27 protein-coding genes are annotated in these 25,188 nt (G+C 67.6%); 16 read left to right on the top strand and 11 right to left on the bottom strand.

Annotation, left to right across the window (positions count from 1 at the left end; all coding sequences use genetic code 11):
• Nucleotides 1-82: 82 nt before the first annotated feature.
• Nucleotides 83-1,303, top strand: a complete 1,221-nt coding sequence (locus ACU5E9_RS12450) for an ROK family protein (RefSeq protein WP_456810231.1) — start codon at nucleotides 83-85, stop codon at nucleotides 1,301-1,303.
• An 88-nt stretch (nucleotides 1,304-1,391) separates the two neighbouring features.
• Here ACU5E9_RS12450 and ACU5E9_RS12445 read toward each other — a convergent pair whose 3' ends face one another.
• Nucleotides 1,392-2,684: a GNAT family N-acetyltransferase gene (locus ACU5E9_RS12445; RefSeq protein WP_456810230.1), complete on the bottom strand. Its 1,293-nt coding sequence runs from the start codon at nucleotides 2,682-2,684 to the stop codon at nucleotides 1,392-1,394.
• Nucleotides 2,685-2,845: 161 nt separating this feature from the next.
• Between ACU5E9_RS12445 and ACU5E9_RS12440 the strand changes: the two genes are divergently transcribed.
• From ACU5E9_RS12440 to ACU5E9_RS12430, 3 genes are all read left to right on the top strand, one after another.
• On the top strand, nucleotides 2,846-5,953 hold the full coding sequence (locus ACU5E9_RS12440) for an esterase-like activity of phytase family protein (protein ID WP_456810229.1): 3,108 nt from the start codon (nucleotides 2,846-2,848) through the stop codon (nucleotides 5,951-5,953).
• 335 nt (nucleotides 5,954-6,288) lie between these two features.
• Nucleotides 6,289-6,825, top strand: coding sequence for an NUDIX domain-containing protein (locus ACU5E9_RS12435; protein WP_456810228.1), 537 nt, complete (start codon nucleotides 6,289-6,291; stop codon nucleotides 6,823-6,825).
• A 64-nt stretch (nucleotides 6,826-6,889) separates the two neighbouring features.
• On the top strand, nucleotides 6,890-7,375 hold the full coding sequence (locus tag ACU5E9_RS12430; protein ID WP_456810227.1) for a GNAT family N-acetyltransferase: 486 nt from the start codon (nucleotides 6,890-6,892) through the stop codon (nucleotides 7,373-7,375).
• Between the two features lie 16 nt (nucleotides 7,376-7,391).
• On the opposite strand, the gene ACU5E9_RS12425 is transcribed toward ACU5E9_RS12430, so the two are convergent.
• Nucleotides 7,392-8,909, bottom strand: a complete 1,518-nt coding sequence (locus ACU5E9_RS12425) for a hypothetical protein (RefSeq protein WP_456810226.1) — start codon at nucleotides 8,907-8,909, stop codon at nucleotides 7,392-7,394.
• A gap of 271 nt (nucleotides 8,910-9,180) precedes the next feature.
• The gene (locus tag ACU5E9_RS12420) at nucleotides 9,181-9,897 is read right to left on the bottom strand and encodes a TetR/AcrR family transcriptional regulator (protein WP_456813536.1); all 717 of its coding nucleotides are present in this window, start codon (nucleotides 9,895-9,897) and stop codon (nucleotides 9,181-9,183) included.
• A gap of 122 nt (nucleotides 9,898-10,019) precedes the next feature.
• Between ACU5E9_RS12420 and ACU5E9_RS12415 the strand changes: the two genes are divergently transcribed.
• Nucleotides 10,020-10,754 (top strand): DUF4386 domain-containing protein, encoded by a 735-nt coding sequence (locus ACU5E9_RS12415; protein ID WP_456810225.1) that lies wholly within the window; start codon nucleotides 10,020-10,022, stop codon nucleotides 10,752-10,754.
• Nucleotides 10,751-11,746 (top strand): NAD(P)-dependent alcohol dehydrogenase, encoded by a 996-nt coding sequence (locus ACU5E9_RS12410; protein WP_456810224.1) that lies wholly within the window; start codon nucleotides 10,751-10,753, stop codon nucleotides 11,744-11,746. The genes ACU5E9_RS12415 and ACU5E9_RS12410 overlap by 4 nt, the downstream gene beginning before the upstream one ends.
• Before the next feature lie 81 nt (nucleotides 11,747-11,827).
• On the opposite strand, the gene ACU5E9_RS12405 is transcribed toward ACU5E9_RS12410, so the two are convergent.
• From ACU5E9_RS12405 to ACU5E9_RS12395, 3 genes are all read right to left on the bottom strand, one after another.
• On the bottom strand, nucleotides 11,828-13,003 hold the full coding sequence (locus ACU5E9_RS12405; protein WP_456810223.1) for an alcohol dehydrogenase catalytic domain-containing protein: 1,176 nt from the start codon (nucleotides 13,001-13,003) through the stop codon (nucleotides 11,828-11,830).
• 169 nt (nucleotides 13,004-13,172) lie between these two features.
• Complete coding sequence (locus ACU5E9_RS12400) at nucleotides 13,173-14,093, bottom strand: 5'-3' exonuclease (RefSeq protein WP_456813535.1); 921 nt, start codon at nucleotides 14,091-14,093, stop codon at nucleotides 13,173-13,175.
• 90 nt (nucleotides 14,094-14,183) lie between these two features.
• Nucleotides 14,184-14,840: an ANTAR domain-containing protein gene (locus tag ACU5E9_RS12395; protein WP_456810222.1), complete on the bottom strand. Its 657-nt coding sequence runs from the start codon at nucleotides 14,838-14,840 to the stop codon at nucleotides 14,184-14,186.
• Nucleotides 14,841-15,034: 194 nt separating this feature from the next.
• Here ACU5E9_RS12395 and ACU5E9_RS12390 point away from each other — a divergent pair, with 194 nt between their 5' ends.
• Nucleotides 15,035-15,397, top strand: coding sequence for a PadR family transcriptional regulator (locus ACU5E9_RS12390; RefSeq protein ID WP_456810221.1), 363 nt, complete (start codon nucleotides 15,035-15,037; stop codon nucleotides 15,395-15,397).
• Nucleotides 15,397-16,746, top strand: coding sequence for a permease prefix domain 1-containing protein (locus tag ACU5E9_RS12385; protein WP_456810220.1), 1,350 nt, complete (start codon nucleotides 15,397-15,399; stop codon nucleotides 16,744-16,746). The genes ACU5E9_RS12390 and ACU5E9_RS12385 overlap by 1 nt, the downstream gene beginning before the upstream one ends.
• A 6-nt stretch (nucleotides 16,747-16,752) precedes the next feature.
• Here ACU5E9_RS12385 and ACU5E9_RS12380 read toward each other — a convergent pair whose 3' ends face one another.
• On the bottom strand, nucleotides 16,753-17,538 hold the full coding sequence (locus ACU5E9_RS12380) for a GAF and ANTAR domain-containing protein (protein ID WP_456810219.1): 786 nt from the start codon (nucleotides 17,536-17,538) through the stop codon (nucleotides 16,753-16,755).
• A gap of 6 nt (nucleotides 17,539-17,544) precedes the next feature.
• Complete coding sequence (locus ACU5E9_RS12375) at nucleotides 17,545-18,210, bottom strand: GAF and ANTAR domain-containing protein (RefSeq protein ID WP_456810218.1); 666 nt, start codon at nucleotides 18,208-18,210, stop codon at nucleotides 17,545-17,547.
• A gap of 153 nt (nucleotides 18,211-18,363) precedes the next feature.
• Between ACU5E9_RS12375 and ACU5E9_RS12370 the strand changes: the two genes are divergently transcribed.
• Nucleotides 18,364-18,864 carry a DUF6328 family protein gene (locus ACU5E9_RS12370; RefSeq protein ID WP_456810217.1) on the top strand — a complete coding sequence of 167 codons (501 nt, stop codon included), beginning with the start codon at nucleotides 18,364-18,366 and terminating at the stop codon, nucleotides 18,862-18,864.
• 2 nt (nucleotides 18,865-18,866) lie between these two features.
• On the opposite strand, the gene ACU5E9_RS12365 is transcribed toward ACU5E9_RS12370, so the two are convergent.
• Nucleotides 18,867-19,112 carry a hypothetical protein gene (locus tag ACU5E9_RS12365; RefSeq protein WP_456810216.1) on the bottom strand — a complete coding sequence of 82 codons (246 nt, stop codon included), beginning with the start codon at nucleotides 19,110-19,112 and terminating at the stop codon, nucleotides 18,867-18,869.
• Between the two features lie 143 nt (nucleotides 19,113-19,255).
• On the opposite strand from ACU5E9_RS12365, the gene ACU5E9_RS12360 reads away from it, so the two are divergent.
• The 5 genes from ACU5E9_RS12360 to ACU5E9_RS12340 all read left to right on the top strand — a co-directional run bounded on the left by ACU5E9_RS12360 (nucleotide 19,256) and on the right by ACU5E9_RS12340 (nucleotide 23,174).
• Nucleotides 19,256-20,425: an epoxide hydrolase family protein gene (locus ACU5E9_RS12360; protein WP_456810215.1), complete on the top strand. Its 1,170-nt coding sequence runs from the start codon at nucleotides 19,256-19,258 to the stop codon at nucleotides 20,423-20,425.
• Between the two features lie 113 nt (nucleotides 20,426-20,538).
• Entirely contained in the window at nucleotides 20,539-21,351 is an 813-nt protein-coding gene (locus ACU5E9_RS12355) for a cation-transporting ATPase (RefSeq protein ID WP_456810214.1), read from the top strand.
• Between the two features lie 56 nt (nucleotides 21,352-21,407).
• Nucleotides 21,408-21,773, top strand: a complete 366-nt coding sequence (locus ACU5E9_RS12350) for a hypothetical protein (RefSeq protein WP_456810213.1) — start codon at nucleotides 21,408-21,410, stop codon at nucleotides 21,771-21,773.
• Nucleotides 21,774-21,876: 103 nt separating this feature from the next.
• On the top strand, nucleotides 21,877-22,839 hold the full coding sequence (locus ACU5E9_RS12345) for a quinone oxidoreductase family protein (protein WP_456810212.1): 963 nt from the start codon (nucleotides 21,877-21,879) through the stop codon (nucleotides 22,837-22,839).
• Nucleotides 22,840-22,946: 107 nt separating this feature from the next.
• Nucleotides 22,947-23,174, top strand: coding sequence for a thioredoxin family protein (locus ACU5E9_RS12340; protein WP_456810211.1), 228 nt, complete (start codon nucleotides 22,947-22,949; stop codon nucleotides 23,172-23,174).
• Nucleotides 23,175-23,251: 77 nt separating this feature from the next.
• Here ACU5E9_RS12340 and ACU5E9_RS12335 read toward each other — a convergent pair whose 3' ends face one another.
• Entirely contained in the window at nucleotides 23,252-23,512 is a 261-nt protein-coding gene (locus ACU5E9_RS12335) for a GlsB/YeaQ/YmgE family stress response membrane protein (protein WP_456810210.1), read from the bottom strand.
• A gap of 71 nt (nucleotides 23,513-23,583) precedes the next feature.
• The gene (locus tag ACU5E9_RS12330; RefSeq protein WP_456810209.1) at nucleotides 23,584-23,901 is read right to left on the bottom strand and encodes a hypothetical protein; all 318 of its coding nucleotides are present in this window, start codon (nucleotides 23,899-23,901) and stop codon (nucleotides 23,584-23,586) included.
• 153 nt (nucleotides 23,902-24,054) lie between these two features.
• Between ACU5E9_RS12330 and ACU5E9_RS12325 the strand changes: the two genes are divergently transcribed.
• Both ACU5E9_RS12325 and ACU5E9_RS12320 read left to right on the top strand, forming a co-directional pair.
• The gene (locus ACU5E9_RS12325) at nucleotides 24,055-24,630 is read left to right on the top strand and encodes a MarR family winged helix-turn-helix transcriptional regulator (protein WP_456810208.1); all 576 of its coding nucleotides are present in this window, start codon (nucleotides 24,055-24,057) and stop codon (nucleotides 24,628-24,630) included.
• Between the two features lie 23 nt (nucleotides 24,631-24,653).
• Complete coding sequence (locus ACU5E9_RS12320) at nucleotides 24,654-25,118, top strand: MarR family winged helix-turn-helix transcriptional regulator (protein ID WP_456810207.1); 465 nt, start codon at nucleotides 24,654-24,656, stop codon at nucleotides 25,116-25,118.
• Nucleotides 25,119-25,188: the final 70 nt, after the last annotated feature.

Raw genomic sequence — 25,188 nt, 5'->3', positions numbered from 1 at the left:
ACTATTAGATTTAGGGTCCAAATCAATAGGACTGCCACAATAATGCAACAAAGGAATACGAGAGTCAAGAGGTTTGCCTGCCATGCTGAACGCCGTCGCCCCGGAGTCACGCGCCAGCCTGCACGCGATGCTCGACTTCGCCTGGGGTGCCGACGCGTTCGTGAGCACTGAGGCCATGGAGGCTACCGGGCTCACCCGGTCGACGGCCATTGCGGCGCTCGACGAGCTCATCGACTTCGGCCTAATCCGAGAACTGCCGAACGCCCGAGCGGTAGGTCTGTACCAGAAGGGGCGACCCTCGCGTCGGTTCGAGCTCTGGCCTGACGCTGCCGTGGTCGTCGGCATGGATGCGGGTCGATCACACCTCACCACCACAGTGGCCGACCTTCGCGGGAAGGTGCTCGCTCAGGAGACCGTTGAGCTGGGCGCCCACAAGGAAGACCCGCGGGTGCGCCGAGCCGCCGTGGTTGATGCCATCGACTCCGCCCTGAGCGCCGCGGGGCGTTCCCGCACCGAGGTGCTCGCCGCGTGCATCGGGGTTCCGGCCCCCGTCGACGCTTTGGGCGGATCGCCCGAGCAACGCGAGGGATTCTGGCGTCGAATGAACCCGGACCTGCTCGAGCTGCTCGAGGACTGGGTGCCCATCGTGCGGATCGAGAATGATGCGTCCCTGGCCGCTGTGGCAGAGGGCTCTGCCGGAGCGGCTGTCGGGTTGCGAAACTTCGTGGTGCTGTTGGCAGGTGACCGCTTGGGTGCCGGCGTCGTCGTCGACGGGCATCTCCTCAAGGGCGCCCATGGCGGCGTCGGAGAGATGAAGGCATTCGATTTCGTCTTCGGCGTCGAATCGGCTGCGGGGATTGGCCTGAAACTCACTGACTGGGTGGTGCAAGCCGCCGCCGCCGGCCAAATCCCGGCGGGGCACCCCTTAAGCGGCGTGCCCGACCGGCTCCTCACGGGTCGCGCGGTCCTCGACCTGGCCCGGCAGGGTGACCTGTGGTCGAAAGGCCTCGTCGATCGTGCGGGGGCACTACTGGCACGCGTAACTGCGGTGTTCGGCAGTCTTTACGACCCCGAACGGGTGATTGTGTCGGGGGCGGTAGCGGACGGACTCGCCGAGGTGATCGATGTCGCGCGCACGCGCCTGCCGACGGAGTTGGACCTCCCAGCGCCCGATCTGAGGCAGTCGTTGCTCGGTGCGACCGCGGTCGTTTCCGGCGCCGTGTCGGCCGCGCTTGAAGCCGCCCGAACGGATGTGCTGAGGCTCGGCGCTGACGAACTGCGCTGGCGCAAAGCCGGGAGCTGAGTAGCGGCTGTACACCGCGGGCGGGAAACCATCGCCGGAACGCCGTCACTCGACGGGAGCCGATGTGGCGTTGCAGGCCGGTTCCTGCCTAGAAGTGCGTCAGGCAGTGCGCCGGCCGCTCCACTGCGAAGAGCCTCGCCGCATTGAACGCCGCACCCGAGGTGTGTTCGTGCACCTTGCCCGCCGCGACCAGTGACACGGGGTTGACCCCGCCGAGGTAGATGGAGGAGAGAGCGGCGATGTCCAGGTCCAGGTCGGACGCCGCGGCGGAGTCAGTGACTCGCGCTGTGCCGCCCTGCACCTCGAGCAAGAACGTGCCCGCCGTGAGACCCAGACCGTCGGTGACCTTCAGAACCAGGGTGCCGTCGGCGGCGTATAGGCGGGCTTCGAGGGCCTGGCGCACATCGAGGATGCGTAGCCAGAGCAGGTCCCGGGGGTTCGACGCCGCGATGCACCGCGAATCGGTCAGGGCCCAGCTGAGCGGGTTGTCGACCGACGCCTCGTTCCAGGTGACCCGCTCCACCAGGTCGATGGCCGCCAGATACTGCCAGAGCTCCAGGTAGGCCGCCGGGGTCGCGGTCACCAGGTCAACAATCTCCATCGTCGCGGGGGTCTTGTCCCAGCCGCCGAATCGGTACGAGACGTAGCCGTCGACCGAACCGTCGGCCGAATAGTGCAGGGCCGCCTTCACCTTGGCGTCTGGGCCGCCCTCGCGGCTCGCCGCCCCGGCGGCCAGCTGACGGTAGAACTCCTGCCGGCCGATGGAGCCCGGCTGCTCGCCGTGCAGCCGGGCGAAGACCTGCGGTGCCAGCTCGAGAAGCACCGTGGGGTCGGCGACCTCCACGCTGCCCACCGGCACATGGTCGAGCCGGAACTTGGCACCGGTGTCTACCGTGATGCTCTGCTCGGAGGTGGCCACCCCGAAACCGAAACGACCATAGATCGACGCCTCCGACGCGGTGAGGGCGGCGATGGCGATTCCCTTGCTCTTGGCCAGGGCGAGGTCCTCGGTCATCATGCGGCGGAGCAGACCGCGCCGCCGGTGGGAGGTGCGCACGGTCACCCCGGTGATCAAATGCGCATCCAGCAGCCTGCCGAAGCCGATGTTGAGGGTGTTCGGCTGGGTGCCGAACGTGGCCACCGGCACCTCGTTGCCGAGCGAGTGCGGCGCCGGTTGGCCGGTTTGGTAGGCGCCCGTGTAGACGGCGCCGTCCACGCGGCTCCTGGCGATGGACTCCTGCATCCGCTCGTCGGTGCTGCGCTCTTCATGGAACCCGAACGACACCGCCTTGTCCCAGGCCGTTGCTTCCGCGTATCCCGCTTCGCCGGGGGCGGCCGGCTCGAACCGGCGGATCTCATAGTCTGCATTCATCGGGGACATGGACCCGAGTTTACGGAAGTCCTCTCTCCGGCCGCCGCATTTGCCTGCCGTACACCGCGCCGTTGCTAGCCAGACTCCCGCGGGTCATCCCGACTTTCCCGGACGCCGCCACGCTCGGTGGGTACGCCTGTACAGACCGCGTAAGTGACCCAGGGGAAGCAATGCCGATTTCCAGACCAGCCCGCCGCGCCACCCTGATCGTGGGGGCCGCACTCATGGCCAGCTGCGTCGCCGCTGCCCCGGCGCTCGCCGCGACCCCGGCCCCGGCCGAGACCTCGTCGGCGTTCCACCGCACCGCCACCTACCCGGTCTACCTCAACGCCCCCGCCGGCGTCGACCCGGCTGCCACCACCGCCGCCGAGATCTCCGGCGTCACCGATGACGGTAACACCGTCATCTACACGGATGCCCCGGGCAAGCGCATTGGCTTCCTCGACATCACCGACGTGAACAACCCCGTCGGCACCGGCAGCATCTCCCTGGCCGATCTCGGCCACGCCGACGACCAGCCCACCTCCGTGGCCGTGTACGGCGAGTACGTGCTCGTGGTCGTCGACGAGAGCGGCGGAGACTTCGTCTCGCCCTCCGGCCGGCTCGACGTCATCCGCATCAGCGACCGCAGCGTCGTCACCAGCATCGACCTGGGCGGCCAACCCGACTCCATCGCCATCAGCGCCGACAAGACCTACGCGGCCATCGCCATCGAGAACCAGCGCGACGAAGAGGCCACGCCCGAGGGCGGCGAGGAGGGCGACCTGCCCCAGCTGCCCGCCGGCTTCGTTCAGGTGATCGACCTGAACAGCGACCCCACCACCTGGGCACCCACCCCGGTTCCGTTCGTCGCCGACGACGGCACCGCGCTGCCCTCGTTTGTAGACGCCGGCCTCGACTCGCCCACCGACCCTGAGCCCGAGTATGTGACCATCAACAGTGCCAACCAGCTGGCGGTCACCCTGCAGGAGAACAACGGCATCGTGCTCGTCGACCTGGCCAGCAAGGACATCACCAAGGTCTTCAGCGCCGGCGCAGTGACCGTCACCGGGATCGACACCGAAGATGACAAGGTGATCAACCTCACCGGTGAGATCACGGATGTTCCGCGCGAGCCCGACTCGATCGCCTGGGTCGACGACACCCACCTGGCCACCGCCAACGAGGGCGACTGGAAGGGCGGCACCCGCGGCTGGACCATCTTCGACGCCACCACCGGCGACGTCGCCTGGGACGCCGGCAACACCTTCGAGCATCTCGCCGTGGCCAATGGCGTCTACAACGACGACCGCGCCGGCAAGAAGGGCAGCGAACCCGAAGGCCTGATGGTCGCCACCATCGACGGCACCAAGTACGGCTTCGTCGCATCCGAGCGCAGCAACTTCGTGGCCGTCTACGACCTCGCCGACCCGGTCAACCCGGTCTTCCTGCAGATGGTCTTCGCCACCAACGGGCCCGAGGGCCTGCTCGCCGTGCCCAGCCGCAACCTGCTCGTCACCTCCAGCGAGACCGACGACGCGGAGGCCGGAGTGCGCGCCTCGGTCGCCCTGTTCGAACTCGGCGCCGGCACGGTCGACAAGGTCGAGGCGGGCCAGCCGAGCATCGTCTCCGACGACGTCGACGGCCTGCCGATCGGCTGGCAGGCGCTCGGAGCACTGAGTGCCAAGCCCGGCGACACTGGCCACATCTACACCGCGAGCGACTCCGCACTCTCGCCGAGCACGATCTTCACGGTCGACGTCACGGCCGAGCCTGCGCGCATCAACGACAGCCTGGTCGTGACCGAGAACGGTGAACCGGCGGTGCTCGACATCGAGGGCCTGCACGCCCGCGAGCAGGGCGGCTTCTGGCTCGCCGGCGAAGGTGCCACCGGTGCCGAAAATGCCCTGTACCGCACGGATGCGGCCGGCGCGATTGAAGAGACCGTGGCATTGCCCACCGACGTCTCCGATCACATCGCCAAGTGGGGCCTGGAGGGAGTCACCGCCACCACCGACGCTGACGGCAACGAGCAGCTCTACGTGGCCGTGCAGCGTCCGCTCTGGGCAGACCCGGCCGACCCCACCACCACGGTCGACGGCGACGGCGTCACCCGGATCGGTCGCTACGACGTGACCGAGAAGAGCTGGACCTGGTTCGGTTACCAGCTGGAGGCTGACGCCGGTGACGGCGACTGGATGGGCCTGTCCGAGATCGTCGCGGTGAACGAGAACACCCTCGCCGTCATCGAGCGAGACAAACGCAATGGCCCCGCTGCCGCGGTGAAGCGCATCTACACGGTCACGCTGCCGGAGACCGACCCCGCAGAGGGCACGTTGCCGATCCTGCCCAAGAGACTGGCCTACGACGTGCTCTTTGACCTCGAAGCCACCAACGGCTGGACCCAGGAGAAGCTCGAAGGCCTGACGGTCGGCACGGACGGCAATGTCTACGCCGTCACGGACAACGATGGGCTCAATGACGCCACCGGCGAGACGGTTTTCCTGAACCTCGGCACCTCAACCGACGTCCTCGGCGTCGTGGCGCCGACGCCGACCGAGACGCCGACGCCGACTGCGACGCCGACTGCGACGCCGATGCCGACCGCGACGCCGACGCCGACTGCGACGCCGACCCCTGCCGAGACGCCGACCCCTGCCGAGACGCCGACCCCTGTTCCGTCCGCGACTGAGACACCTGCCCCGGTGCCCACAGCGACCGAGGCACCGGTCCCGGTCCCGTCGGAGACCGAGACCCCGTCCCCGACGGAAACTGAAGCGCCGGCCCCGGTGCCGTCGGATGGGCAGACGCCGGCTCCCGTGCCGCCGGCCGCCGAGACTCCGGCCCCGACACCGTCCGCAACCGAGACGCCAACCCCGGTCCCTGCCGACGCGACCACCCGCACGCCATCCGTCTCGATCGCTGATGCCGACCTTCGAGTCGAGGCTGGCAGCACCATCAACGTGGCAGGTCGGGACTTCACCGCGGCCGAGCAGCTCACGCTCGTGCTGCACTCGTCGCCCGTGCGACTCGGTGCCGTCACGACTGATGCGCAGGGCACCTTCGGCACGCAGGTCACCATCCCGGTGAACACCGAAGCCGGCGCTCACCGCATCGTGGTGGCGGCAGCGAATGGAGAAACCGCTGAAATCGCATTCACCGTGGTGGCCTCTGGATCCGCGACCACGGCCCTGGCCAACACCGGGGTCAGCTCACTGACTCCGATGCTCGGCGGCGCACTCGCCCTTCTGGTCACCGGAGCCGGAGCGCTGCTCATCCGACGACGCCAGCGCGCCTAGCCTGCCGCGCCGCTCGCCGAGCTGGCGCATCGCCGAGGAGGTTCCCCGATCCGTCGGGGCGCCTCCTCGGCCCCGTCGTGGGGCACGCTGAGAAACCGGCGAATACCGGTCGCCGGGACGATTCAGGCACCCGGGCTGTTAGCGTCGAGGCAAGCGAGATCCCATCTACCGATTCGGGTCCGCCTGCCCAGGAGGAACGTCATCGATCCCCAAATCATTGTGGCTGTGGTGTTGCTTCTCGTCGTGGGCGCAGGGGGACTCGGTGTCAGCAAGCGGCGCCGCAAAGAAGCCGACGACTGACTAGCGAGCACGACGAGCCAACGAAAGTGGGCACCATGACTGAAGCCGTTTCCACCCGTGAGGTGTATCGCAACGCCTGGATGACCGTGCGGGAGGACATCATTCGACGGCCGGACGGGTCCGCGGGCGTGTACGGCGTCGTGGACAAGCCCGACTTCGCCATTGTCGTGCCATACGCCGACGGCGGGTTCTGGCTGGTCGAACAATTTCGATACCCGGTCGGACGCCGTGCGTGGGAGTTCCCGCAAGGGTCCTGGCCCGCGGAGAAGGGCGGCAGCCAGGTGGACCTGGCCCGTGCCGAGCTGCAGGAGGAGACCGGGATGCGTGCCGGGGACGTTCGCCACTTGGCGCACTTCTACAGCGCCTACGGCCACAGCAGTCAGGGCTGCGACCTCTACCTGGCCACCGAGCTGACGCCGGGCCCGCCGGAGCGCGAGATCACCGAGCAAGACATGGTGCACCAGTGGTTCAGCGAAGAGGATTTCCGCCGCATGATCCGCGAGGGCGACATCGTGGATGCGGCAACGATCGCGGCGTACACCTACGTGGTGCTCGATCGGGTAAGCCAATAGCGGTGCCAGCGGCATGCAGCATTGCCTTGCTACCCGTCCGGGTGCGTGGGGCAAGGGTGGATCCGTGACTGCTCCGGAGGCAGTGGCAGTTCGGGACTACGACCCGCGTGATGCGCCGAGAACCCTGGACATCTTTCTCGATGCCGTGAAGATCACTGCCTCCAGAGACTACGTGCCCGAACAGATTGCGGCATGGGCAGGGCCTCAGGATCGAGAAGTCGACGCATGGAACAGCGCCCGGGCCGAATGCGGCACGGTCGTGGCGATTCTCGACAGCGACATTGCGGGCTTTTCGGACGTGAGCGCGGACGGCTACATCCACATGATGTTCGTCTCTCCTCAGTTCGGCCGCCGCGGAGTCGCGAGTGCGCTTCTGATTGATGTCGAGCGTCGGGCTCGACGGCTCGGCGCAACCTCCCTGTCAACGAATGCGAGCATCACGGCGCGGTTGTTCTTCGAGCACCACGGATTCGTCGTTGTCGCCAAACAAAATCCGGTCATCCGAGGCATCAGCCTGACCAACTACGGGATGCTCAAACCGCTGCCGTAGAAGCCGACGTAGAGACTCAGAACGGCGGGTTTTCGGGGACCGGTGGCGACGGGTGGCGCTTGGGCTGGTGCCGGGACATCAGGTAGCTGTCGTCCGCGGGTCGCTTCCGCGTTTTCGGTCCCACGGTGGGCGGTTTGGGCCGGGGTGGGCCGATCGGGTTGGCTGGGTCGGTGCGGTAGGTCCGTTTTCCGGGGGAGGTCCAGACGAGCACACCGCCGGGATCTTGCATCACCGACCACTGGGAGAGGTGTTTGAGTCGGTGGTGGCCTTCGCAGAGGTGCGCGAGGTTCTCCAAGTCGGTACCGCCGTCGTATTGCCGGTCCTGGGTGTGGTCGATGTCGCTCTTCACCGCGGGGCGGGAGCAGCCGGGGAACCGGCAGGTTTCGTCGCGCATCCGCAGCACCTTGCGCATGCCTTTCGTGATCTTCTGCTGCTTCTTATCGACCGAGAGGATCACCCCGGATTCGGGGTGGGTGAGCACGCGGGTGAAACTCGGCGCGTTCGCCGTGATTCGCTGGGCCGCGTCGGGGGAGATCGGCCCGTACCCTTCCAGGGTGGCGGGTTCCTCGTCCAACCCGAGCAGGGTCATCACCGGCACGGTGATCATCACAGTGCCGCGGATGCCGGCGCCCATCCCGGTCGGGGTGATCCCGTCCAACAACAACGCGGCGGTGACGTCGGCGCGGAGCTGGTCGAGGGTGCGAGCGGGCGTTTCGCGGGTGGCGTTCTGCTCGAGGCCGAACGCCGCCCCGGTCTGTCCCGCTCCGGCCCCGGTGTCTCCGGTGCCGGCGCTGGCGTGGCGGGCGGCCGCGTCGCTGTCCGGGGTGGGGTCGCCGAGCTTCTTCAAGCCCGTGGCCATGCTGGTGATCCGGTCCCAAGCCGCCTTGGTCTGTTCGGCGGTGCCGTACCAGTGCAACCAGCCCATCCCGTCCTGCGCGGGCTCCCAAAACGTGCGCCGATCCTTCAGCGCGTCCTTACTGCGGGTCACGATCGACTCCGGATGCCGTCTTTCTCGGAGCCGGCGGGCGCGATCTGTTAACCGGCCCACCGGCTGCGACTTCGCCACCGGCAGCACGGCCTCCTCGAACGCGGCCTGCTCCGCATCGGGGACGGCGCGGATCTGGTCGAGCAGGGCGGTCGCGTGCCGGTAACTGATCTCACCCTTCGACAGCGCGTCGAAAGTGAGCGGTGCGCAGCTGTAGAGGAACCGGGCCTCATCGAGTTGATGTTCGATGGTGCGTTCGGCGGTGCGAGTCAGACACGCCGTCTCGGTCACGATGGTGCGGCGGGCGATCTTATGCTCGTCCCACCGCGCGTAGGCGGCGGCGCGGGCCTGGTCCTCGGTCATGGTCGCCGCGTTCCGGTCCGCCGCGGCGATGGACTCCCGGTCACCGTGCAGGCGGGACGAGACCCGGGGGTCTTCGCTCCAGTCCTGCAGTTCCAGCAGATGCTCGATCCGGCGAGCCTGCGCCTGCGCGATGACGCGGTCTTCCGCCGCAATCCGCTCGGTCCGCTCGGCCAGTTCATCGCGCACCCGCTGATCCATGGTCGGATCCGGCTGGTACGCCGCGGCCGCGGCCGGTGCCGGCGTGGGTGCGGGTCGGGGCTCGGGTGTGGCAGTGGGTTGTTGTGGATCTTGTGGGACGCGTTCCGGAGAGTGGTCGTCATCATCCGGAGCGGGCGGTGGTGCCTGATCGGGGCTACTCATAATGAGATCGTCTCACCTACCACCGACATTCCTGCCCACCCGACCGACCCCATTCGCGACCCGTGAGAAGAACCCCAAAAAGGCGAAAATCTGGGGTTTAGCTCACGGCTCGGGGGAGGGGAAGGGCGGAGGACCAACCGGATTGGTGGAGGCGTTCGAAGCCGTCCAGGAGGAGGTCCAGGGCGAACTCGAACTCGAACCTGTCGTCGCATCCACGCGCCACAGCGGTGTCGTCGTGCGCGGCCGCGGCGCTGATCTGCCCAATGTTGGGGTAGCGCTCGGCCAGCAATCGACCCTGCGCCTCGATGAACTCCGGGGTTACCTCAACCGGCGCAGAACCGCCAGGGGGAGCGGGTTGGTCGAAGAGTTCCTGGGTGAAGCCCCACATTCGACTGCCCAGCGCGTGCATGACGTGGTGGGTGAGGTCCACCGAGAAGCCGCCGGCCAGGAACATGCCGATCGTCGACTCCAGGTAGGCGAGCACGGTTGGGGTGTGATCGGTGCGTGACTCGAGCACCTGGCGGGCCCAGGGGTGCCGCAGCAGTACCCCACGAGCCGAGAGGATGCGCAGGCGAACCGCCGACTTCCAGTCGACGTCGGAGCGCGGCGGGTCGATCTCGGCGACAATCACTTCGACCATGCCGTCGAGCAGCTGCTCTTTGTTAGCCACGTGTTTGTACAGCGCCATGGGCACCACGCCGAGGTCCTCGGCGAGCCTGCGCATGCTCAGCGCGTCGATGCCGATTTGATCGGCCAGCCCGACGGCGGCCTGCAGCACGCGGTCGCGGTTGAGCCGCACCCGCGGGGTGGTCATCACCATTGCTGGTCCCTTCCGAGCCGAATCGGCCTCGCCCATTGACAGGAGTACAGCGTACACCTTAGAGTCATGGCATCTGAGTGTACGTCGTACACCTTTCTCTTTTCAAAGGAGCTCTCATGACCCCCACGAGACGGGCAGCGATCCTCATCGGTGCCCTGTTCCTGCTTACCGAGGTCGGCGCCATCGTCGGCCGTCTGCTCTACGCGCCGGTGCTCAATACGCCCGGCTACGTCCTCGGCACGGGACGCGACGCGTCTGTAGTCGTCGGCGTACTCTTCGAAACGATGCTGGTTGTCGCCGTGGTCGGCACCGCGGTGGTCCTCTATCCCGTGGTGAAGCGGAGCTACCCCACCCTGGCGCTGGCCTACGTCGCGGCCCGCATCCTCGAAGCGGCGATCATCGTCGTCGGCATCCTGAGCCTGCTCACCGTGCTGATGCTGCGGGCGCAGCCCCACGGCGTCGACGACGGCGCCCTCGAGGGTGTTGCGGCCGGGCTGCTCGCGTTGCAGGACGGCACGTTGCTGTTCGGCCCCGGCTTTGCCCTGGGCATCGGCTCGATTTTCCTGGCGGCGCTGATGTTCGCCTCCCGACTGGTGCCGCGTGCCATCGCGGTTCTCGGTCTGGTCGGCGGCGGGATCATCACGCTCTCGACCGTGCTGGTGCTCTTCGGCCTGTACGGCCAGTTTTCCGCCGTCGGTCTGCTCGTCGCTCTGCCGGTGTTCGCCTGGGAAGTGTCGCTCGCGCTCTGGCTCATCGTCAGGGGCTTCAACCCCGCGGCCATTGAGCGGATGGGCGTTGAGCGGATGCTGCCCGCCCACGACGGGGTAGACCGGGCGGAGGTGACCCGATGAAGGCCGCGATCTGCCGGAGGTTCGGCGGGCCTGAGGTCGTGGAGCTCGGCGACGTGCCGACGCCGACGCCGGGGCCGGAGGATGTGCTCATTCGCGTCATCGCCAGCACCGTGAGCATCGCCGACCACAGGTCACGGTCCAGGGACGTTCCGCGGGGACTCGTCGTGCCGACGGCGCTCGCGCTCGGGATCTTCCGGCCCCGCAAGCGTGTGCTGGGGATGGACATTTCCGGCGTCATCCAGGCGGTGGGGGAGAAAGTCACCCGGTTCGCTCCCGGCGACGAGGTGATCGCCATGCTCGGCGGGAAGTTCGGCGGCCACGCCGAGTTCGCCCGCATCAAGCAGGACGGTGCGATCGCGGCCAAGCCAACGAACCTGAACTTCGACGAGGCCGTTGCCCTGGTGTTCGGCGGCCTCGCCGCGCACGGGTACCTCAGCCGGACCGCGATCACGACTGGCACCCGAGTACTGGTCAACGGGGCATCCGGCGCGGTCGGCACCGCCGCAGTGCAGCTGGCCAAGAACCTCGGCGCGCACGTCACCGCGGTGTGCGGCGCCCGCAACGCCGACCTCGTCAGCTCGCTCGGCGCCGACCGGGTGATCGATTACGCCAGTATCGACTTCACGACCGAAGCCGACACCTACAACGTGATCATGGACTGTGTCGGCAATGCACCATTCGAACGGGTGCAACACCTGATCGAACCGGGCGGAGCGCTCCTGTTGGTCATCTCCGACCTCACCGGACTGCTGCGCGCGAAGCCCCGGTCCCGGAAGAGCGGCAAGCTCATCACGGCCGGTGGTGTCCCCTATCGCGCCGTTGACCTGGAGTTCCTTGCCGGCCTCGCGGAGTCGGGACGGCTGCGGCCGGTGATCGACCGCAGCTTCGACCTCGCCGACATCGCCGCCGCCCACCGTTTCGTCGACGCCGGACACAAACGCGGCAACGTCGTGCTGCGCGTGGCAGCCGGCCCCGACGCGCCCGCTACGTGACCGCCGGTGCCGAGATGCCCGCTTGCGGACGAGTTGCCCCGGTAGGGCGGGGCAACTCGTCCGCAGCGGGGCAACTCGCGATTACGGCGTCAGCACGACCTTGATACAGCCATCGTCCTTGGCGCTGAAGGTCTCGTACATCTCGGGCGCGCGGTCCAACGGCACCCGGTGCGTGACGAGGTCCTCCACGCCGAGAGGGTCGGTGGGGTCTTCCACCAGGGGCAGCAGGTCGCCGATCCAGCGCTGCACGTTGCACTGGCCCATCCGCAGCTGGATCTGCTTGTCGAACATGTTCATCAGCGGCATCGGGTCGGCGACCCCGGAGTACACGCCGCTCACCGAGACGGTGCCGCCGCGGCGCACCAGGTCCAATGCCATGTGCAGGGCGGCCAGGCGGTCCACGCCCACCGTGGTGAAGACCTTCTTGGCCACGGCATCCGGCAGCAGGCCGGCGGCGTACTGGGTGAACGCGGCGGCGGGGTTGCCGTGCGCCTCCATGCCCACGGCGTCGACGACAGAGTCCGGCCCGCGGCCGTCGGTGGTGGCCTTGAGGGTGGCGACGAGGTCGTCGGCGAGGTCGAAAACCTCCACGCCGTACTTTGCAGCCATCGCGCGGCGCTCCGGCACCGGGTCGACGCCGAGCACCCGGAGGCCGAGATGGCGGCCGATCCGACTGGCGAACTGGCCGACGGGGCCGAGGCCGATCACCGCTAGGGTTCCACCGGCGGGCACGTCGGCGTACTGCACGCCCTGCCAGGCGGTGGGCAGAATGTCGCTCAGGAACAGGTAGCGCTCGTCGGGGAGGTCTGCCCCGACCTTGATGGCGTTGAAGTCGGCGAAGGGAACCCGCAGCTTTTCGGCCTGACCGCCGGGAACCGAGCCGTACAGCTCACTGAAGCCGTAGAGACTGGCGCCGGTGCCTGAGTCCCGGTTCTGGGTGGTCTCGCACTGGGTAGTGAGGCCCTGGTTGCACATGAAGCAGTCCCCGCAGGCGATGACGAACGGGATGACGACTCGGTCACCCACCGAAAGCGTAGTGACGTCGGCACCGACTACCTCCACGATGCCCATGTTCTCGTGGCCGAGAACGTCGTCCTTGGCCAGGAACGGACCCATCACGTTGTAGAGGTGAAGGTCGGAGCCGCAGATGGCCGCTGACGTGATGCGGATGACCACATCCGTGGGCTTCTCAATCACGGGATCGGGGACGACCTTGACCTCGACTTTTTTGGAGCTCTGCCAGGTGAGTGCTTTCACGGTTTCCTCTTCACTGTCCGGTCGTGCCGGGCGTCGCCGTTCGGCCCCTGTAGGGGCGAATCTGACTAGCCTCGTGCAGCCGCAGGGCAAACTCAAGGAAGCTGGCAGAATCTCCAGACTCGGCCTCAATCCGTGACGAATCGGGGATTCAACCGTCGCGAAAGCGGCTTCAGGCCAACGCGGCCAGGGCCTCCCGGGCGCGTTTCATCGACGAACTGAGTCCCCACTTGGCGTCCAATCGCTCGAGCTCTTCCGCCTGCTCGGGTGTGCTCATGCGGATGCGGGCGTCGAATTTCGGCAGGTCCAGGTCGCGCACAACTTTCACCACCTTCGGCGCCACCGCGAGGTAGTCCGCAGCGGCGACGATCTTCGACCGCACTGCCGCGGCCAGTTTCACGTCCGGGTCCGCCGCGGCCGCGACGATCCCGTCCAGGTCGCCGAACTCGGCCAGCAGCGTGGCAGCGGTCTTCTCGCCCACTCCGGCCACACCCGGCAGGCCGTCGGAGGCGTCACCGCGCATCGCGGCGAAGTCGGCGTATTGGGTGGGGGAGACGCCGGTCTTGGCGGTCAATGAGGAGTCGGTGAGGATCTCCAGCCGGGACATGCCGCGGCCGGTATATATCACCCGCACGTCGCGGGAGTCGTCGACGAGCTGGAAAAGGTCGCGGTCACCGGTGACCACATCCACCGGGATCGACGCGTGCGAGGCGAGGGTGCCGATGACGTCGTCGGCTTCGTGCTGGGCGGCGCCGATGATCGGAATCCCGAGCGCGGTCAGCACCTCGCGGATGATCGGCACCTGCGGGCTGAGCAGGTCGGGAACGACCTCGATCGACGGGTCGGCATCCGTCGCCGGCTCGGCCGCCACCCGGTGCGTCTTATAGGTGGGGATCAGGTCCACCCGCCACTGCGGCCGCCAATCGTCATCCCAGCAGGCCACGATCTCGGTCGGCTGGAATTCGGTGCTGAGCCTGGCAATCATGTCGAGCAGCCCGCGCACGGCGTTGATCGGCTCGCCGTTGGGTGCCAGCACGGTGTCTGGCACGCCGTAGAACGCACGGAAGTACATGGCAGCGGTGTCGAGGAGCATCCGGCGTTCGGGTTGAGTGGTCACGGCGGCATCCTGCCACACCAACACCGGGTGATCCAAGTGCGCCGGTGTGGTGCCGTCTGCGGCGTTCTATTCGGAGGACTCGGAGAAGTCGAGCCGCCCGGCAACGACATCGTTTGCGACTTCCTCAACGGTGCGCCCGTCTGAGTGGGCGTACGCCCGTATTCGGGAGAACGCATCCGTTGCGGTGATGTTGAGTTGGGCGAGCACCATGCCTGTTGCCTGGTGCACCTGTCTGCGCCATTCGATCGGTGCATGTTTATCAAGGGACTCCTCCAGGGCGATGTCGATGGCCTCGCGGAAGGCGGGCCCCGCGATGGCGCGGCTGAGGATGACCCCGATCTCGGCGGCACTGTCACTGAGCGGACCCGCCGTTTTGCGGTAACACAGCACTGCTCCCGTGCACACCGCGCCCAGCATCAACGGGAAGACGAAGATGGCGCCTACGCCCAGGTCATTCGCGCTGTGAACGAAAGCCGGCCAGCGGTGGGTCGCGGCCAAGTCGGGGACCGCGACCATGGACCCACTGGCAAACGCTTCGAAGAGGGGACCCTCGCCCAGGTCGAAGTGCAGCTCCTCTAGCCGCTTCGAGGTCTGGTCCGTGGAATGGAGCGGCACCGATCGTCGACCCTGGTCGAATACCGAAATCGAAGCACCGGCGACGGCCATCAGTTCCAAAAACGGGGAAGCCAGCTTGCTTCCCACAATTCGCGAGACATCACTCATGTCAGAGTCACCCGACTCGTTTGTAATCGCCCGAGCGGCGTTCCATCGGTGTGAGCGCCGCCGTATCTGAATCAACTGTAGAACGCCGACCGGGCCCATTCAACAACCTGATTTCCCCGCAGGCGATCGTTGCGTTGATACCTAGAGCTGCTATGGTTCATGCATTGCAGCTCTAGGTATCGAAGGAGGCGCCCGTGCGCATCGAGAAGGACCTGGTCGCGGCCGCAGCCACCCCGCTGGTGTTGGGAATCCTGTTGGACGGAGAACTCTACGGCTACGCCATCCTCAAGCGGGTCGGCGAACTCTCCGGCGGCAGCTTGCAGTGGACCGATGGCATGCTCTACCCGCTGCTGCACCGGCTGGAACGACTGGGCTACGTGACCTCGTTGTGGGGCACGTCTGAGGTCGGCCGCCGGCGCAAGCATTACGCCATCACCGACTCGGGCCGGGAGCAGCTGGCCGAGCGGCAGGAACAGTGGACCGTCGTGGCCGACGCGCTGCAGAAGGTGTGGCAGACCGTGCCCCGGCCGCCCGCCGTCACCGAAGGGTGGGCCTGATGGACCTCGACACCGACCTTGAAGCCCAGATCGACAGCTGGCGCAGCTACGTGCAGCGCCGGCAGGCGATCGCCGCCGCCGACGTGGACGAACTGGAAGACCACCTGCGCGGGCAGATTGACAACCTGCTGGCGAACGGGCTCGATCACGACGAGGCCTTTCTCGTGGCGATCAAACGGCTCGGCAACCTCGACGCCATGTCTCTGGAGTTCGCTCGCGAACACTCCGACCGGCTGTGGAAGCAGCTCGTGCTCGTTCCCGAAGACGCAGACGAGAATCGTGCGCCGGCCTGGCGGGAACTCGCCGTGGTGCTCGGCTTCGCCCTCGGCACGGGCATCGCGGTCAAGGTCGGCCTGCTCCTGGCCGGTGACGGCGGCGGCCTGGCCCGCAACCTCGGCCTGCTCGTCTTCCCCTTCCTGGCCACCTACTTCGGGTGGAAGCGCCGGCTGACGGTGCCGGTGGCCGCGACCCTGCTCGGCTCGGTCGCCGTGCTCGCGGTCCTGCTCAACTTCTACCCGTTCGCCGTCGGCGGGTCCACCGAACTGCTCGCCATCCTGCACGCCCCGGTGCTGCTCTGGGTGGTCGTGGGTGTGGCCTACGTCGGCGGCCGCTGGCGGTCCGACGCCCGGCGGATGGACTTCGTGCGGTTCACCGGCGAACTCGCGATCTACTACACGCTGCTCGCCCTCGGCGGGGCGGTGCTGTTCGGGCTGACCTTCGCGGTGTTGTCTGCCGTCGGAGTCGACCCCGAACCCGTGCTCATCGAGTGGATCCTGCCGATCACGATGCCCGCCGCCCTCGTCGTGGCCGCGTGGCTGGTCGAGGCCAAACAGAATGTGGTGGAGAACATCGCCCCGGTGCTCACCCGGGTCTTCACACCGTTGACGATTGTGATGCTGCTGGCCGTGCTCGCGGTGCTGGCCACTGCGGGCGGCCTCGGCACCGTGGATCGCGACCTGCTCATCCTGATGGACGCCATCCTGGTGCTCGTGCTGAGCCTGCTGCTCTATTCCATCTCCGCCCGGGACTCGCTCGCCCGGCCCGGTCTGTCCGACGTGTTGCAGCTGGTGCTCGTGATCGTGGCCCTCGCCGTGGACGCCGTGATGCTCACCGCGATGCTGGCCCGCATCACCGAGTTCGGCTTCAGCCCCAACAAGATCGCCGCTCTCGGCCTCAACCTGCTCCTGCTCGTGCACCTGGTGCGCACGGCCTGGCTCACGGTCGGTTTCCTGCGCGGCCGGCGCCCCTTCGCCGCGCTCGAGACCTGGCAGACCCGGTACCTGCCGGTCTACAGCGGGTGGGCGCTCGTAGTTGTCGCGGTCTTCCCGCTGGTCTTCAACTTCGCCTGAGGGCGGTCAGCGGGCCTGAGTTGCCAGGGCCTCGGCGGGGATGCTTCGGTCCACAACACCCTCGGCGGCGGCTCGCAGCGTGACATCGTGCGCGCGGGCGTAGTCGCGGAGCGCGGTGAAGGCCTCGGTCATGGTGCAGGAACGCACCTGGGCGAGGACCCCCTTCGCCTGCTCCACCAGGATCCGGGTGTCCAGCGCCAGGTGCAGCTGGGCTGCCACCACCTCGGGCTGCCGGAAGCTGCGTTCGTGCAGGATGCCGACGGTCGCGACATCCGCCAGCGCCTGGGCGAGTTGGGCGTCCCGGCTGCTCAGGGCGCCGACGGTGGTGCTCAACAGGTTCATCGCGCCGATGACCTCGCCGTGCAGACGCAGCGGGGTGGCGTGCGCGGCGCGGAAGCCCTGGTCGAGGGCGCTTCGGCGAAAACGCGGCCAGGCGGCGGAGTCCGCGGCGATGTCGGGAACGCTGACCACCGCGCCGGTGTTGAAGCAGTCGACGCACGGTCCGGCGCCCGCCGCGACGATCATGATTTCCACAATCTCGGCTTCTTCGCTGGTGGAGGCGACCAGCTCGAGCTGGCCGGAGCCGTCGGCCAGAAGGATGCCGCCGGCCTGCACGCCGAGGAGGTCGGTGCAGGTGTTCATGAGCGTGGACAGGAGGTCGAGGACGTCGTAACTGTCGACCAGTGTGCCCGCGACGCGCACGAACGCGTCGTTGATACGTTCCTCACGGGTGCTGCCCTCACGGGTGCTGCCTTCACGGGTGATGTCAGCCGCGTGTTCACTATCGTTCATGTCCGCCTACTCCGGGAGTTCTGCGAAATTGAGGCGACGGCTGACGACGTCGTGGGCAATCTCTTGAACGGTGTATCCGCTAGAAAAAGCGTATGCCCGAAGCCGGGATAACGCATCGGTTGCCGAGATATCAAGTTGAGTCAGAACCATACCGGTCGCCTGATGGATTTCCCGCCGCGACTCAACCGGTGCCTCGTGATCGGGCGATTCGTGGTCGGCCAGAACGATGGCCCGACGGAAGGCGGGCCCGGCGATGGCACGACACAGGGACACGCCGATGTCGACGGCCTTGGCGTCGAGCGTACCGGGGCTGCTGCGGTAGCAGGTGACCGTGCCCGTGCAGGCCGCCCCGAGCATCAGCGGGAAAGCGAAGATGGCGCCCACCGTCAGCTCGGCGGCGCTCTGCAGGAACGCCGGCCACTGGTCGACGGCGTCGAGGTCAGAAACCGATACCAACGCCCCGGTGGCATAGGCGTCGACGGAGGGGCCCTCGCCGAGATCGAACTGGATCTCCTCCAACCGGGTGGAGGTGGGATCGGTCGACTGGATCAGGGAGGCGCGGCGGCTCTGGTCGAAGACCGAAATGGCCACACCCGTGATCGGCAACAGCTCCAGGAACGGGGACGCCAGGCGACTGCCCGCCGGGCGCGGCGTTCCAGAGACCTCGCTCATCAGCCCACCACTCGCATCCGTTGTCACTTCATCACACGTCCACGTTAGTCCTGCCCGGATGCTGATGGTTGGCTCCGTCATGATCAACGACCGCGTGCTGCTGCTTGTGGGTAGGGTCTGAACAAGTTTCCGTGATCTTCGAAAGGCCAAGCAATGTCTTACTCCCCTCGTCCACCGGAGGAACCCGACGCGGGCCACGACGGCCGAGCCGAAACTCAAACGGAGCGGCTGGATCGCAACTGGGCCGAACTGCTGCAGGAACTCAGGGTGATCCAGACGGGCACCCAGATCCTCACCGGCTTCCTGCTGGCTGCGGTGTTCCAATCGCGGTTCGAAGACCTGGACGCCTTCCAACAAGACGTCTACCTGGTCCTGGTCGTCATGTCGGTTCTCACGACGCTGGTGGGGCTGGCGCCAGTGAGCCTGCACCGCGTGCTTTTCCGCCAGCAGGCCAAGGATCGCATCGTGCGGTTCACCGATTACTTCGTGCAGGTCACCCTGGCCGGCGTTGCGTTCACCGTCGCCGGAATCGGTCTGCTGATCTTCGACCTGGTGCTGGGGCGGGCGTGGGGAATCGGCTTCGCGGTCTTCATCCTGATCGTGGTGCTCGTGATCTGGGTGGTGGTTCCGCGTCGGATTCGCCACGCCGCCTAGCGCTACTTCTTCGAGAATGTATTGGGGTCGAGGCCGGCGATGCGTCCCGCGTGCCCACGGAGGGTGTCCTCGTCGAGCGTCAGGCCGGCATCGGCGAAGCGCTGGCGCAGCGCGTCCAGGATCTGGGCCTCGTCGTGGCCGGCCAGGTCGGCCTCTTCCTGCACGAGAATGCCCGCGACCTTGGCGTCATCCGGTTGGAAGTGCTGCTCCTGGATCGGTTCGTCCTGGGTGTCACCATTGCGAGTCATGTCATCCTCTTATCACCGGAACTTCGTCGAGGCCAGTGAGCCCCACCCTGCCAGTCTGGCGGAGAACACTGTTAAGTAGGGGCATGGACCGCACTCTCGTGCATAGGGCACCGTGCTGAAGGGTTCGCAGTAGGGTGACTGCCATGCCGACCGCCGCCGATTCCCCCGAGCCGTTCATCGCGACGACGTCCGCCGCGGAGCTGGATGATCTGCGCGCCCGGTTACGTGCGACCCGCTGGCCGGATGCGCCGGCGGATGCGGGTTGGTCGCTCGGCACCGACGTCGCCTATCTGCGGGAACTCGTCGACTACTGGGCGGAGGAGTTCGACTGGCCCGCGCAGGAGGCCGCGCTCAACCGGCTGCCGCGGTTCCGGTTGCCGGTCGATGGCCTGGGCATCCACTTCGTGCACGCCCGGGCCGTTGCACCCACCGGGCCGGTGCTGCCGGTGGTGCTCAGTCACGGCTGGCCGGACTCGTTCTGGCGCTACTCCAAGGTCATCCCACTGCTCACCGACCCGGGCGCGCACGGCGCAGACCCGGCGGATGCGTTCGACGTGGTCGTGCCGGACATGCCGGGCTACGGGTACTCCGACACCCCCACCGGCCCGCCGCTCAACTCCATCGACGTCGCCGCCCTGTGGGCCCAGCTCATGACAACGCTCGGCTACGACCGGTTCGGGGCGGCCGGGGGTGACATCGGCAGCCACGTGAGCCGGTACCTGGCGCTCGACCACCCCGATCGGGTCGTGGCCGTGCACCGCACCGACGCGGGCCTGGCGGCCTTCGACGGCGACCCGGCAGGCCTCGCCCCCGAGGAGCGCGCCTGGCTGCAGGGCGCCGCCTCCTGGGGCGCCGCCGAGGGAGCGTACGCGGCCATACAGCGCACCAAACCGCAGACCATCGCCTTCGGCCTCACCGATTCCCCGGCTGGCCTTGCGGCCTGGATCGTGGAGAAGCTGCGGGCGTGGAGCCACTGCGCCGGCGACCTCGAGCGACTCTTCACCAAGGACGAGATCCTCACCAACCTCACGATCTACTGGCTCACCGGCACCATCGGGTCGTCGATGCGGATGTACAACGCCAACGCCGCCATCCCGCCCGCCCAGCTCTCCCGTCGGGTGGGGGTGCCGTCGGGCTTTTCGATCTTTCCCGCCGACCTGGTGCGCCCGCCCCGGGCCTGGTTGGAGCGCACCGCAAATGTGGTGCGCGCCACCGAGCCCGCTCGCGGCGGCCACTTTGCGCCGTTCGAGGAACCCGAGCTGTACGCCCAGGAGCTGCGCGAGTTCTTCCGGCCCTTTCGGGCGGCCCTCTGATTCGAGCCCGACCTCACGGCGGGCATGGAGGCTTTGCACAGACGGAATCGGGAAAACTGGGTATCCGTCACTTCGAAGGGCCTCCTGTGAGCAATTTCCAGCGCATTCTGAACATGGCTTCAAAAGCCCTCGACAAGTCGGGGAAGTCGACCGCGAACCCGTCCGGGAACGCGGACTGGCGTGACGTCGTGCGCGCCGCGGCCGACAAGGTCACCGGGGATACCCGACCAGCCGGTGCCCAGGCAGTATCCCCCGCCCAGCCGGCCGGCCAGCCGGCTCCCGCGCCCGTCCGGGCATCCGCACCGCAACGACCCCTCAACCCGGAGGACTCGTCCGCGATCGCCCGCTACGACTACCTGTTGAAGACCGCGCAGCCGGAGCAGCTCGAGCAGGTGCACCGTGACGCCTTCGCGCGGCTCACGCCCGCGCAGCGTGACCAGGTGAACGCGCAACTGCGAGCCGAGTTGCCGGCGAACGAGCACCCGGCATCCGCCCAGCCCGCCGATCTCGCCCGCGCCGCCGCCCGCGGCGAGGCGCACAAGCCCGGCTTCCTGCGCGGACTCTTCGCCAAGAGCAACGGGCGCGGGGGAGCCGGCGCGCTCGCCGGGGCCGGTGTCGGGGCGGTGGCCGGCGTCGGGCTGGGAGCTGCCGGCGGTCTCCTCGCCGCCGTGGCGGGTGGAGCCGTGCTGAGCAGCGTGGCCGCTCCCATCCTCGAGCAGGCCGCCGGACTCGGCGTGGACTTCGAGAACCTGGCCGGCGGCGTGGGCGACCTCACCGCGGGTGCCGAGGACTACGCCGGCGGGCTCGGCGAACAGCTCACCGATCTCGGCTCGAACGTCGAAGCCCCGGCACTGGGCGACCTGGCGTCGAACTTCGAGATCCCGGGACTGGGCGACCTCGGCCGTCTCTTCGGCCGCGACAGCTAAGCACCCGGCGCCACCGGCCCGGCGGCCTCACTTTCGACCTGCTAACGTCACTGATCATGCTGCCAGAGGACTGGATCGAACACCGCCGTGAGGATCGCGAGCTGGTGGGCTGGATCGTGCCGACCGGCGAGGGATTCCGGCCCGTCGATCGTCTCGGCCGGTGGGTGACCGCCGAGCCGGTCGACTGGCTCGAGGCCGAGGAGACCCTCGAGGCCCTCGGGATCGGTTTTCTGGCCGATCGTTATCTGCTGCGCCTGCCCGATGGCACCGAGCGGCCGGTGCGGATCAGCGAGGCGAGCGCCGACGGCGTGACCGTTGTCGCCGACGAGTACGGCAGCGCGTCCGCCGTCGGCGGCCAGAGCGATCGGTACCGGCTGCCCTTTCCCGCGCCAGCCGAACTGACGACGGCACCCGGGAGATGACGGACCACGCTCCGGTGTGCGGTCTCGACCGCGTTCCGGAGCCGCGGCCGCACTTCACGGTTGCCCTCGGTAGCGTGGGGTGCAGTGACCTAAGGAGTTTCGTATGAAAGCGATCGTCGTCGAACAGCCGGGCGGAGCGGACGAACTGCAGTACCGCGACAGCCCGGAGCCCACGCCGGGCCCCGGTGAGGTCCTCGTGCGCACGGCTGCCGCCGGCGTCAACTTCATCGAGACGTACCAACGCGATGGCACCTACCCGATGACATTCCCGTATGTTCCCGGCGCGGAAGGTGCCGGCACGATTGCGGCGCTCGGCGACGGGGTCACCGACCTGCGGGTCGGACAACGCATCGCGACCGCCGAGGGATCCGGCACGTACGCGGACCTCTTCCTGGTGGACGCCGAGAAAGCCGTGCCTGTTCCCGACGACCTCGATGACCGGTCGGCTGCCGCGCTGCCGCTGCAGGGCTTCACCGCTCACTACCTCGCCACGTCCACCTTCCGGGTCGAGCCCCAGCACACCGTGCTGCTGCACGCCGGCGCCGGCGGCGTCGGGCTGCTCCTCACCCAGCTGCTCCGGCGCATCGGCGCCACCGTCATCACGACGGTGTCGACGGACGATAAGGAAGCTCTGAGCCGCGCCGCGGGTGCGGACCACGTGCTCCGCTATGACGGTCTCGCCGACGAGGTGCGCGCCCTCACCGGAGGTCGCGGCGTCGATGTCGTCTACGACGGCGTCGGCCGGGACACGTTCGATGCGTCACTGGCGAGTCTCGCTCCGCGGGGGATGCTCGTTCTGTTCGGCGGCGCATCGGGTGCCGTGCCGCCGGTGGACCCGATGCGACTGAATCGCGGCGGATCACTCTTCCTGACCCGGCCGACGATGAAGGATTACCTGCAGACCGTGGAGGAACGCCGGTGGCGCGCCCGGGAACTGTTCGAGGCCATTTCGGCTGGGGAGCTGGACGTCCGAGTCGGGGCGGCGTACGCGCTGGCCGACGCCGGTCAGGCTCACCTCGACCTGCAGGCCCGGGCCACGACCGGGAAGTCCATCCTTCTGCCGTGACACCAGACTCCTCAGCAACTCCCGAAGCGACGCAGGCGAATCCGGATGCGGCCGTGCATTTCGAGCTGTTCTCCACGTCGTTTTGCGGCGCCTGCCGACGGACTCACATGGCGCTCAACAGGGTGCTTCAATTGGTTCCCGGATCAACACTCACCGAGTTCGACGTCGCTGGCGACCCGGAACGCGCGGAGTCGCTGGACATCGCCCACACCCCGACCACCATCATCCGTGACAGCTATGGCCACGAGGTGTACCGGGCCGTCGGTGTGCCGTCCCTGCCTCAACTCCTGGTCGCCACCGCGCGCGCCCGTGATGCGGCTGCCCCCGCGCGCTGATCGCGCCCTGAAGGACCCAGGCCAACAGAAAAGGCACCGACCCCAGCGGGGTCGGTGCCTCTTTCTTGTGTTGCAGGTTACCGGCGACGCCCGGTGAGAGCGCCGTAGATCACCAGGACGATGATGGATCCGCCGATGGCCAGGAGCCAGGTGGAGAGGGAGAAGAAGTCGTTGATGCCCACGTTGAAGATGAGCCCGCCGAGGAAACCGCCGACGATGGCGCCGACGACGCCGAGCAGCAGGGTGACCAGCCATCCGCCGCCGTCCTTGCCGGGGAGGATGAGCTTGGCGATGGCGCCGGCGATGAGGCCGAGAAGAAGGAATCCGAAGAAGCCCATGAGTGTGTCTGCTTTCTGATCTTGGTACGGGTGAACGGTAGTGCTGTGGTGCGGGAGGAAAAGTCGGTGAGTCAGGCGGCCAGGGCCCCCCGGAAGTAGACGGGGCGGGGTGCCCGCTTGAAGATGGGCCGCGGTGGCGCCGTGCGGGACGGCACGGCGGCGGGCGCCTGCAGGTGCAGTGCGAGCGCGGCCTGCGCGGCCGGGATGCTCGTGGTTTCCGCCACGATCGAACCGGTGCTGCTGCGGACGCTGAAGTGCCCGTCGACGAACTCGACCACACCGGCGTGCTCGCCATTGAAGGCGGCGACCCACAGGTTGCTCTCCGGGTTGTACCAGGCGATGTCCGCGGTGCGGGTTTCGATGCCTGAGTCTGCAGTGAAAAGCGTCATGCTCGTGCCTTTAGCTAGTGGGTCTATTAGTTCGTCTGTCTAGTAATAAAATACATGAGACAAAAAGGAATCGCAAAATGACTGGAGATCCGCTCGCTGTTAAGCATCTGAGCGGCCGGGGTGACATTTTGTTAGAAGAACTAGTATTCAAGGATGGTTTATTCGGTGCAGGACGCGGGGACGCATTACTGGTATTCCGACGACGCCCAACGGGAACGGAGCGTCGCCGTTCTCGAGGCGATGCGCACGTATCGCGCGGCGGAATCCGCGATGCGCAGCCGCACCCAACGCTCAATGGGGCTGGGCGAGAACGACCTTCTCGCCCTGCGTTACCTGCTCACCGCCAAACAGGACGGCCGCTCGATCGGGCCCAAAGAACTGACCACTTACCTGGGCATCTCAAGCGCGTCGACGACCGTACTGATCGACCGGCTGGAGCGAGCCGGTCAGGTACGGAGGGAGCACAGCCCGTTTGACCGGCGCGCGTTGATTCTCGTTCCCACCGCCAGCACCGACGCGGAGATTCAGGCCGCCCTGGGCGACGTGCCGGCACGGATGGTCGAGGTTGCGAACCGACTGGATCCGGCGCAGGCCAAGGTCGTCATCGATTTCCTCCACAACATGCGCGCTGCGGTCGACGAGATCGACGCACACGTCGATTCCGGAGACTCCGCGTCCCAGAGCTCCGCCCCCGAAGGCTCCACGGCCGCCTCCTCGTCACCACGTTGAGTGATTCCAGCTCGCCGGAACCGGTGGCGTCACCCCAGGCGGCCGAACTCATCGCGACCCTGCTCGACTACCGGCGTGCCGAAGAAGCAATGCGCCGCCGCACTCGCGACTCGATACGTATGGGTACGACGGACCTGCAGGCGCTCCGGTTCCTGATCAAGGCCCAGGGAGAGCAACGGATCGTCTCTGGCCGCAACCTCGCCGACCACCTCGGGATGACCTCGGCTTCGGTGACGGCGCTGCTGGATCGTTTGACCAAGAGCGGCCACGTTCAGCGCACGCCGCATCCCACCAACCGGCGCAGCAACATGGTCACCGCCACCCCGGGATCCGACGGCGAAGTCCGCCAGACCCTCGGGGCGATGCATGCCCGCATGATCGAAACCGCCCGGGCACTCAGCCCAAAGGACGCCGCGCTCATCGAGCAGTTCCTGACGACGATGACGGCCGCCGTGGACAGCGTCGACGCGGTCAGTTCAGCCGGCTGACCCCAACGAGCGCTCAGGACGCCGGTCTCGCCGACTTTCTCGGGACGGATCGGCGATAACGAGCCGTGCC

Source organism: Cryobacterium sp. AP23 (assembly GCF_054075385.1).
The sequence above is the reverse complement of the archived record's forward strand: the minus strand, read 5'-3'. Positions and strand labels throughout refer to the sequence as shown.

Coding starts and splice junctions, on each gene's coding strand:
- ACU5E9_RS12355 (WP_456810214.1), top strand. CDS start 20,539: ATGGCTTCAAAAGCCCTCGACAAGTCGGGGAAGTCGACCGCGAACCCG.
- ACU5E9_RS12420 (WP_456813536.1), bottom strand. CDS start 9,897: ATGACCACCCCGCGGGTGCGGCTCAACCGCGACCGCGTGCTGCAGGCC.
- ACU5E9_RS12340 (WP_456810211.1), top strand. CDS start 22,947: ATGGCGCTCAACAGGGTGCTTCAATTGGTTCCCGGATCAACACTCACC.
- ACU5E9_RS12445 (WP_456810230.1), bottom strand. CDS start 2,684: ATGTCCCCGATGAATGCAGACTATGAGATCCGCCGGTTCGAGCCGGCC.
- ACU5E9_RS12350 (WP_456810213.1), top strand. CDS start 21,408: ATGCTGCCAGAGGACTGGATCGAACACCGCCGTGAGGATCGCGAGCTG.
- ACU5E9_RS12380 (WP_456810219.1), bottom strand. CDS start 17,538: ATGAACGATAGTGAACACGCGGCTGACATCACCCGTGAAGGCAGCACC.
- ACU5E9_RS12400 (WP_456813535.1), bottom strand. CDS start 14,093: ATGCTCCTCGACACCGCTGCCATGTACTTCCGTGCGTTCTACGGCGTG.
- ACU5E9_RS12345 (WP_456810212.1), top strand. CDS start 21,877: ATGAAAGCGATCGTCGTCGAACAGCCGGGCGGAGCGGACGAACTGCAG.
- ACU5E9_RS12385 (WP_456810220.1), top strand. CDS start 15,397: ATGGACCTCGACACCGACCTTGAAGCCCAGATCGACAGCTGGCGCAGC.
- ACU5E9_RS12440 (WP_456810229.1), top strand. CDS start 2,846: ATGCCGATTTCCAGACCAGCCCGCCGCGCCACCCTGATCGTGGGGGCC.
- ACU5E9_RS12415 (WP_456810225.1), top strand. CDS start 10,020: ATGACCCCCACGAGACGGGCAGCGATCCTCATCGGTGCCCTGTTCCTG.
- ACU5E9_RS12365 (WP_456810216.1), bottom strand. CDS start 19,112: ATGACTCGCAATGGTGACACCCAGGACGAACCGATCCAGGAGCAGCAC.
- ACU5E9_RS12450 (WP_456810231.1), top strand. CDS start 83: ATGCTGAACGCCGTCGCCCCGGAGTCACGCGCCAGCCTGCACGCGATG.
- ACU5E9_RS12360 (WP_456810215.1), top strand. CDS start 19,256: ATGCCGACCGCCGCCGATTCCCCCGAGCCGTTCATCGCGACGACGTCC.
- ACU5E9_RS12395 (WP_456810222.1), bottom strand. CDS start 14,840: ATGAGTGATGTCTCGCGAATTGTGGGAAGCAAGCTGGCTTCCCCGTTT.
- ACU5E9_RS12435 (WP_456810228.1), top strand. CDS start 6,289: ATGACTGAAGCCGTTTCCACCCGTGAGGTGTATCGCAACGCCTGGATG.
- ACU5E9_RS12325 (WP_456810208.1), top strand. CDS start 24,055: ATGGTTTATTCGGTGCAGGACGCGGGGACGCATTACTGGTATTCCGAC.
- ACU5E9_RS12375 (WP_456810218.1), bottom strand. CDS start 18,210: ATGAGCGAGGTCTCTGGAACGCCGCGCCCGGCGGGCAGTCGCCTGGCG.
- ACU5E9_RS12410 (WP_456810224.1), top strand. CDS start 10,751: ATGAAGGCCGCGATCTGCCGGAGGTTCGGCGGGCCTGAGGTCGTGGAG.
- ACU5E9_RS12370 (WP_456810217.1), top strand. CDS start 18,364: ATGTCTTACTCCCCTCGTCCACCGGAGGAACCCGACGCGGGCCACGAC.
- ACU5E9_RS12330 (WP_456810209.1), bottom strand. CDS start 23,901: ATGACGCTTTTCACTGCAGACTCAGGCATCGAAACCCGCACCGCGGAC.
- ACU5E9_RS12335 (WP_456810210.1), bottom strand. CDS start 23,512: ATGGGCTTCTTCGGATTCCTTCTTCTCGGCCTCATCGCCGGCGCCATC.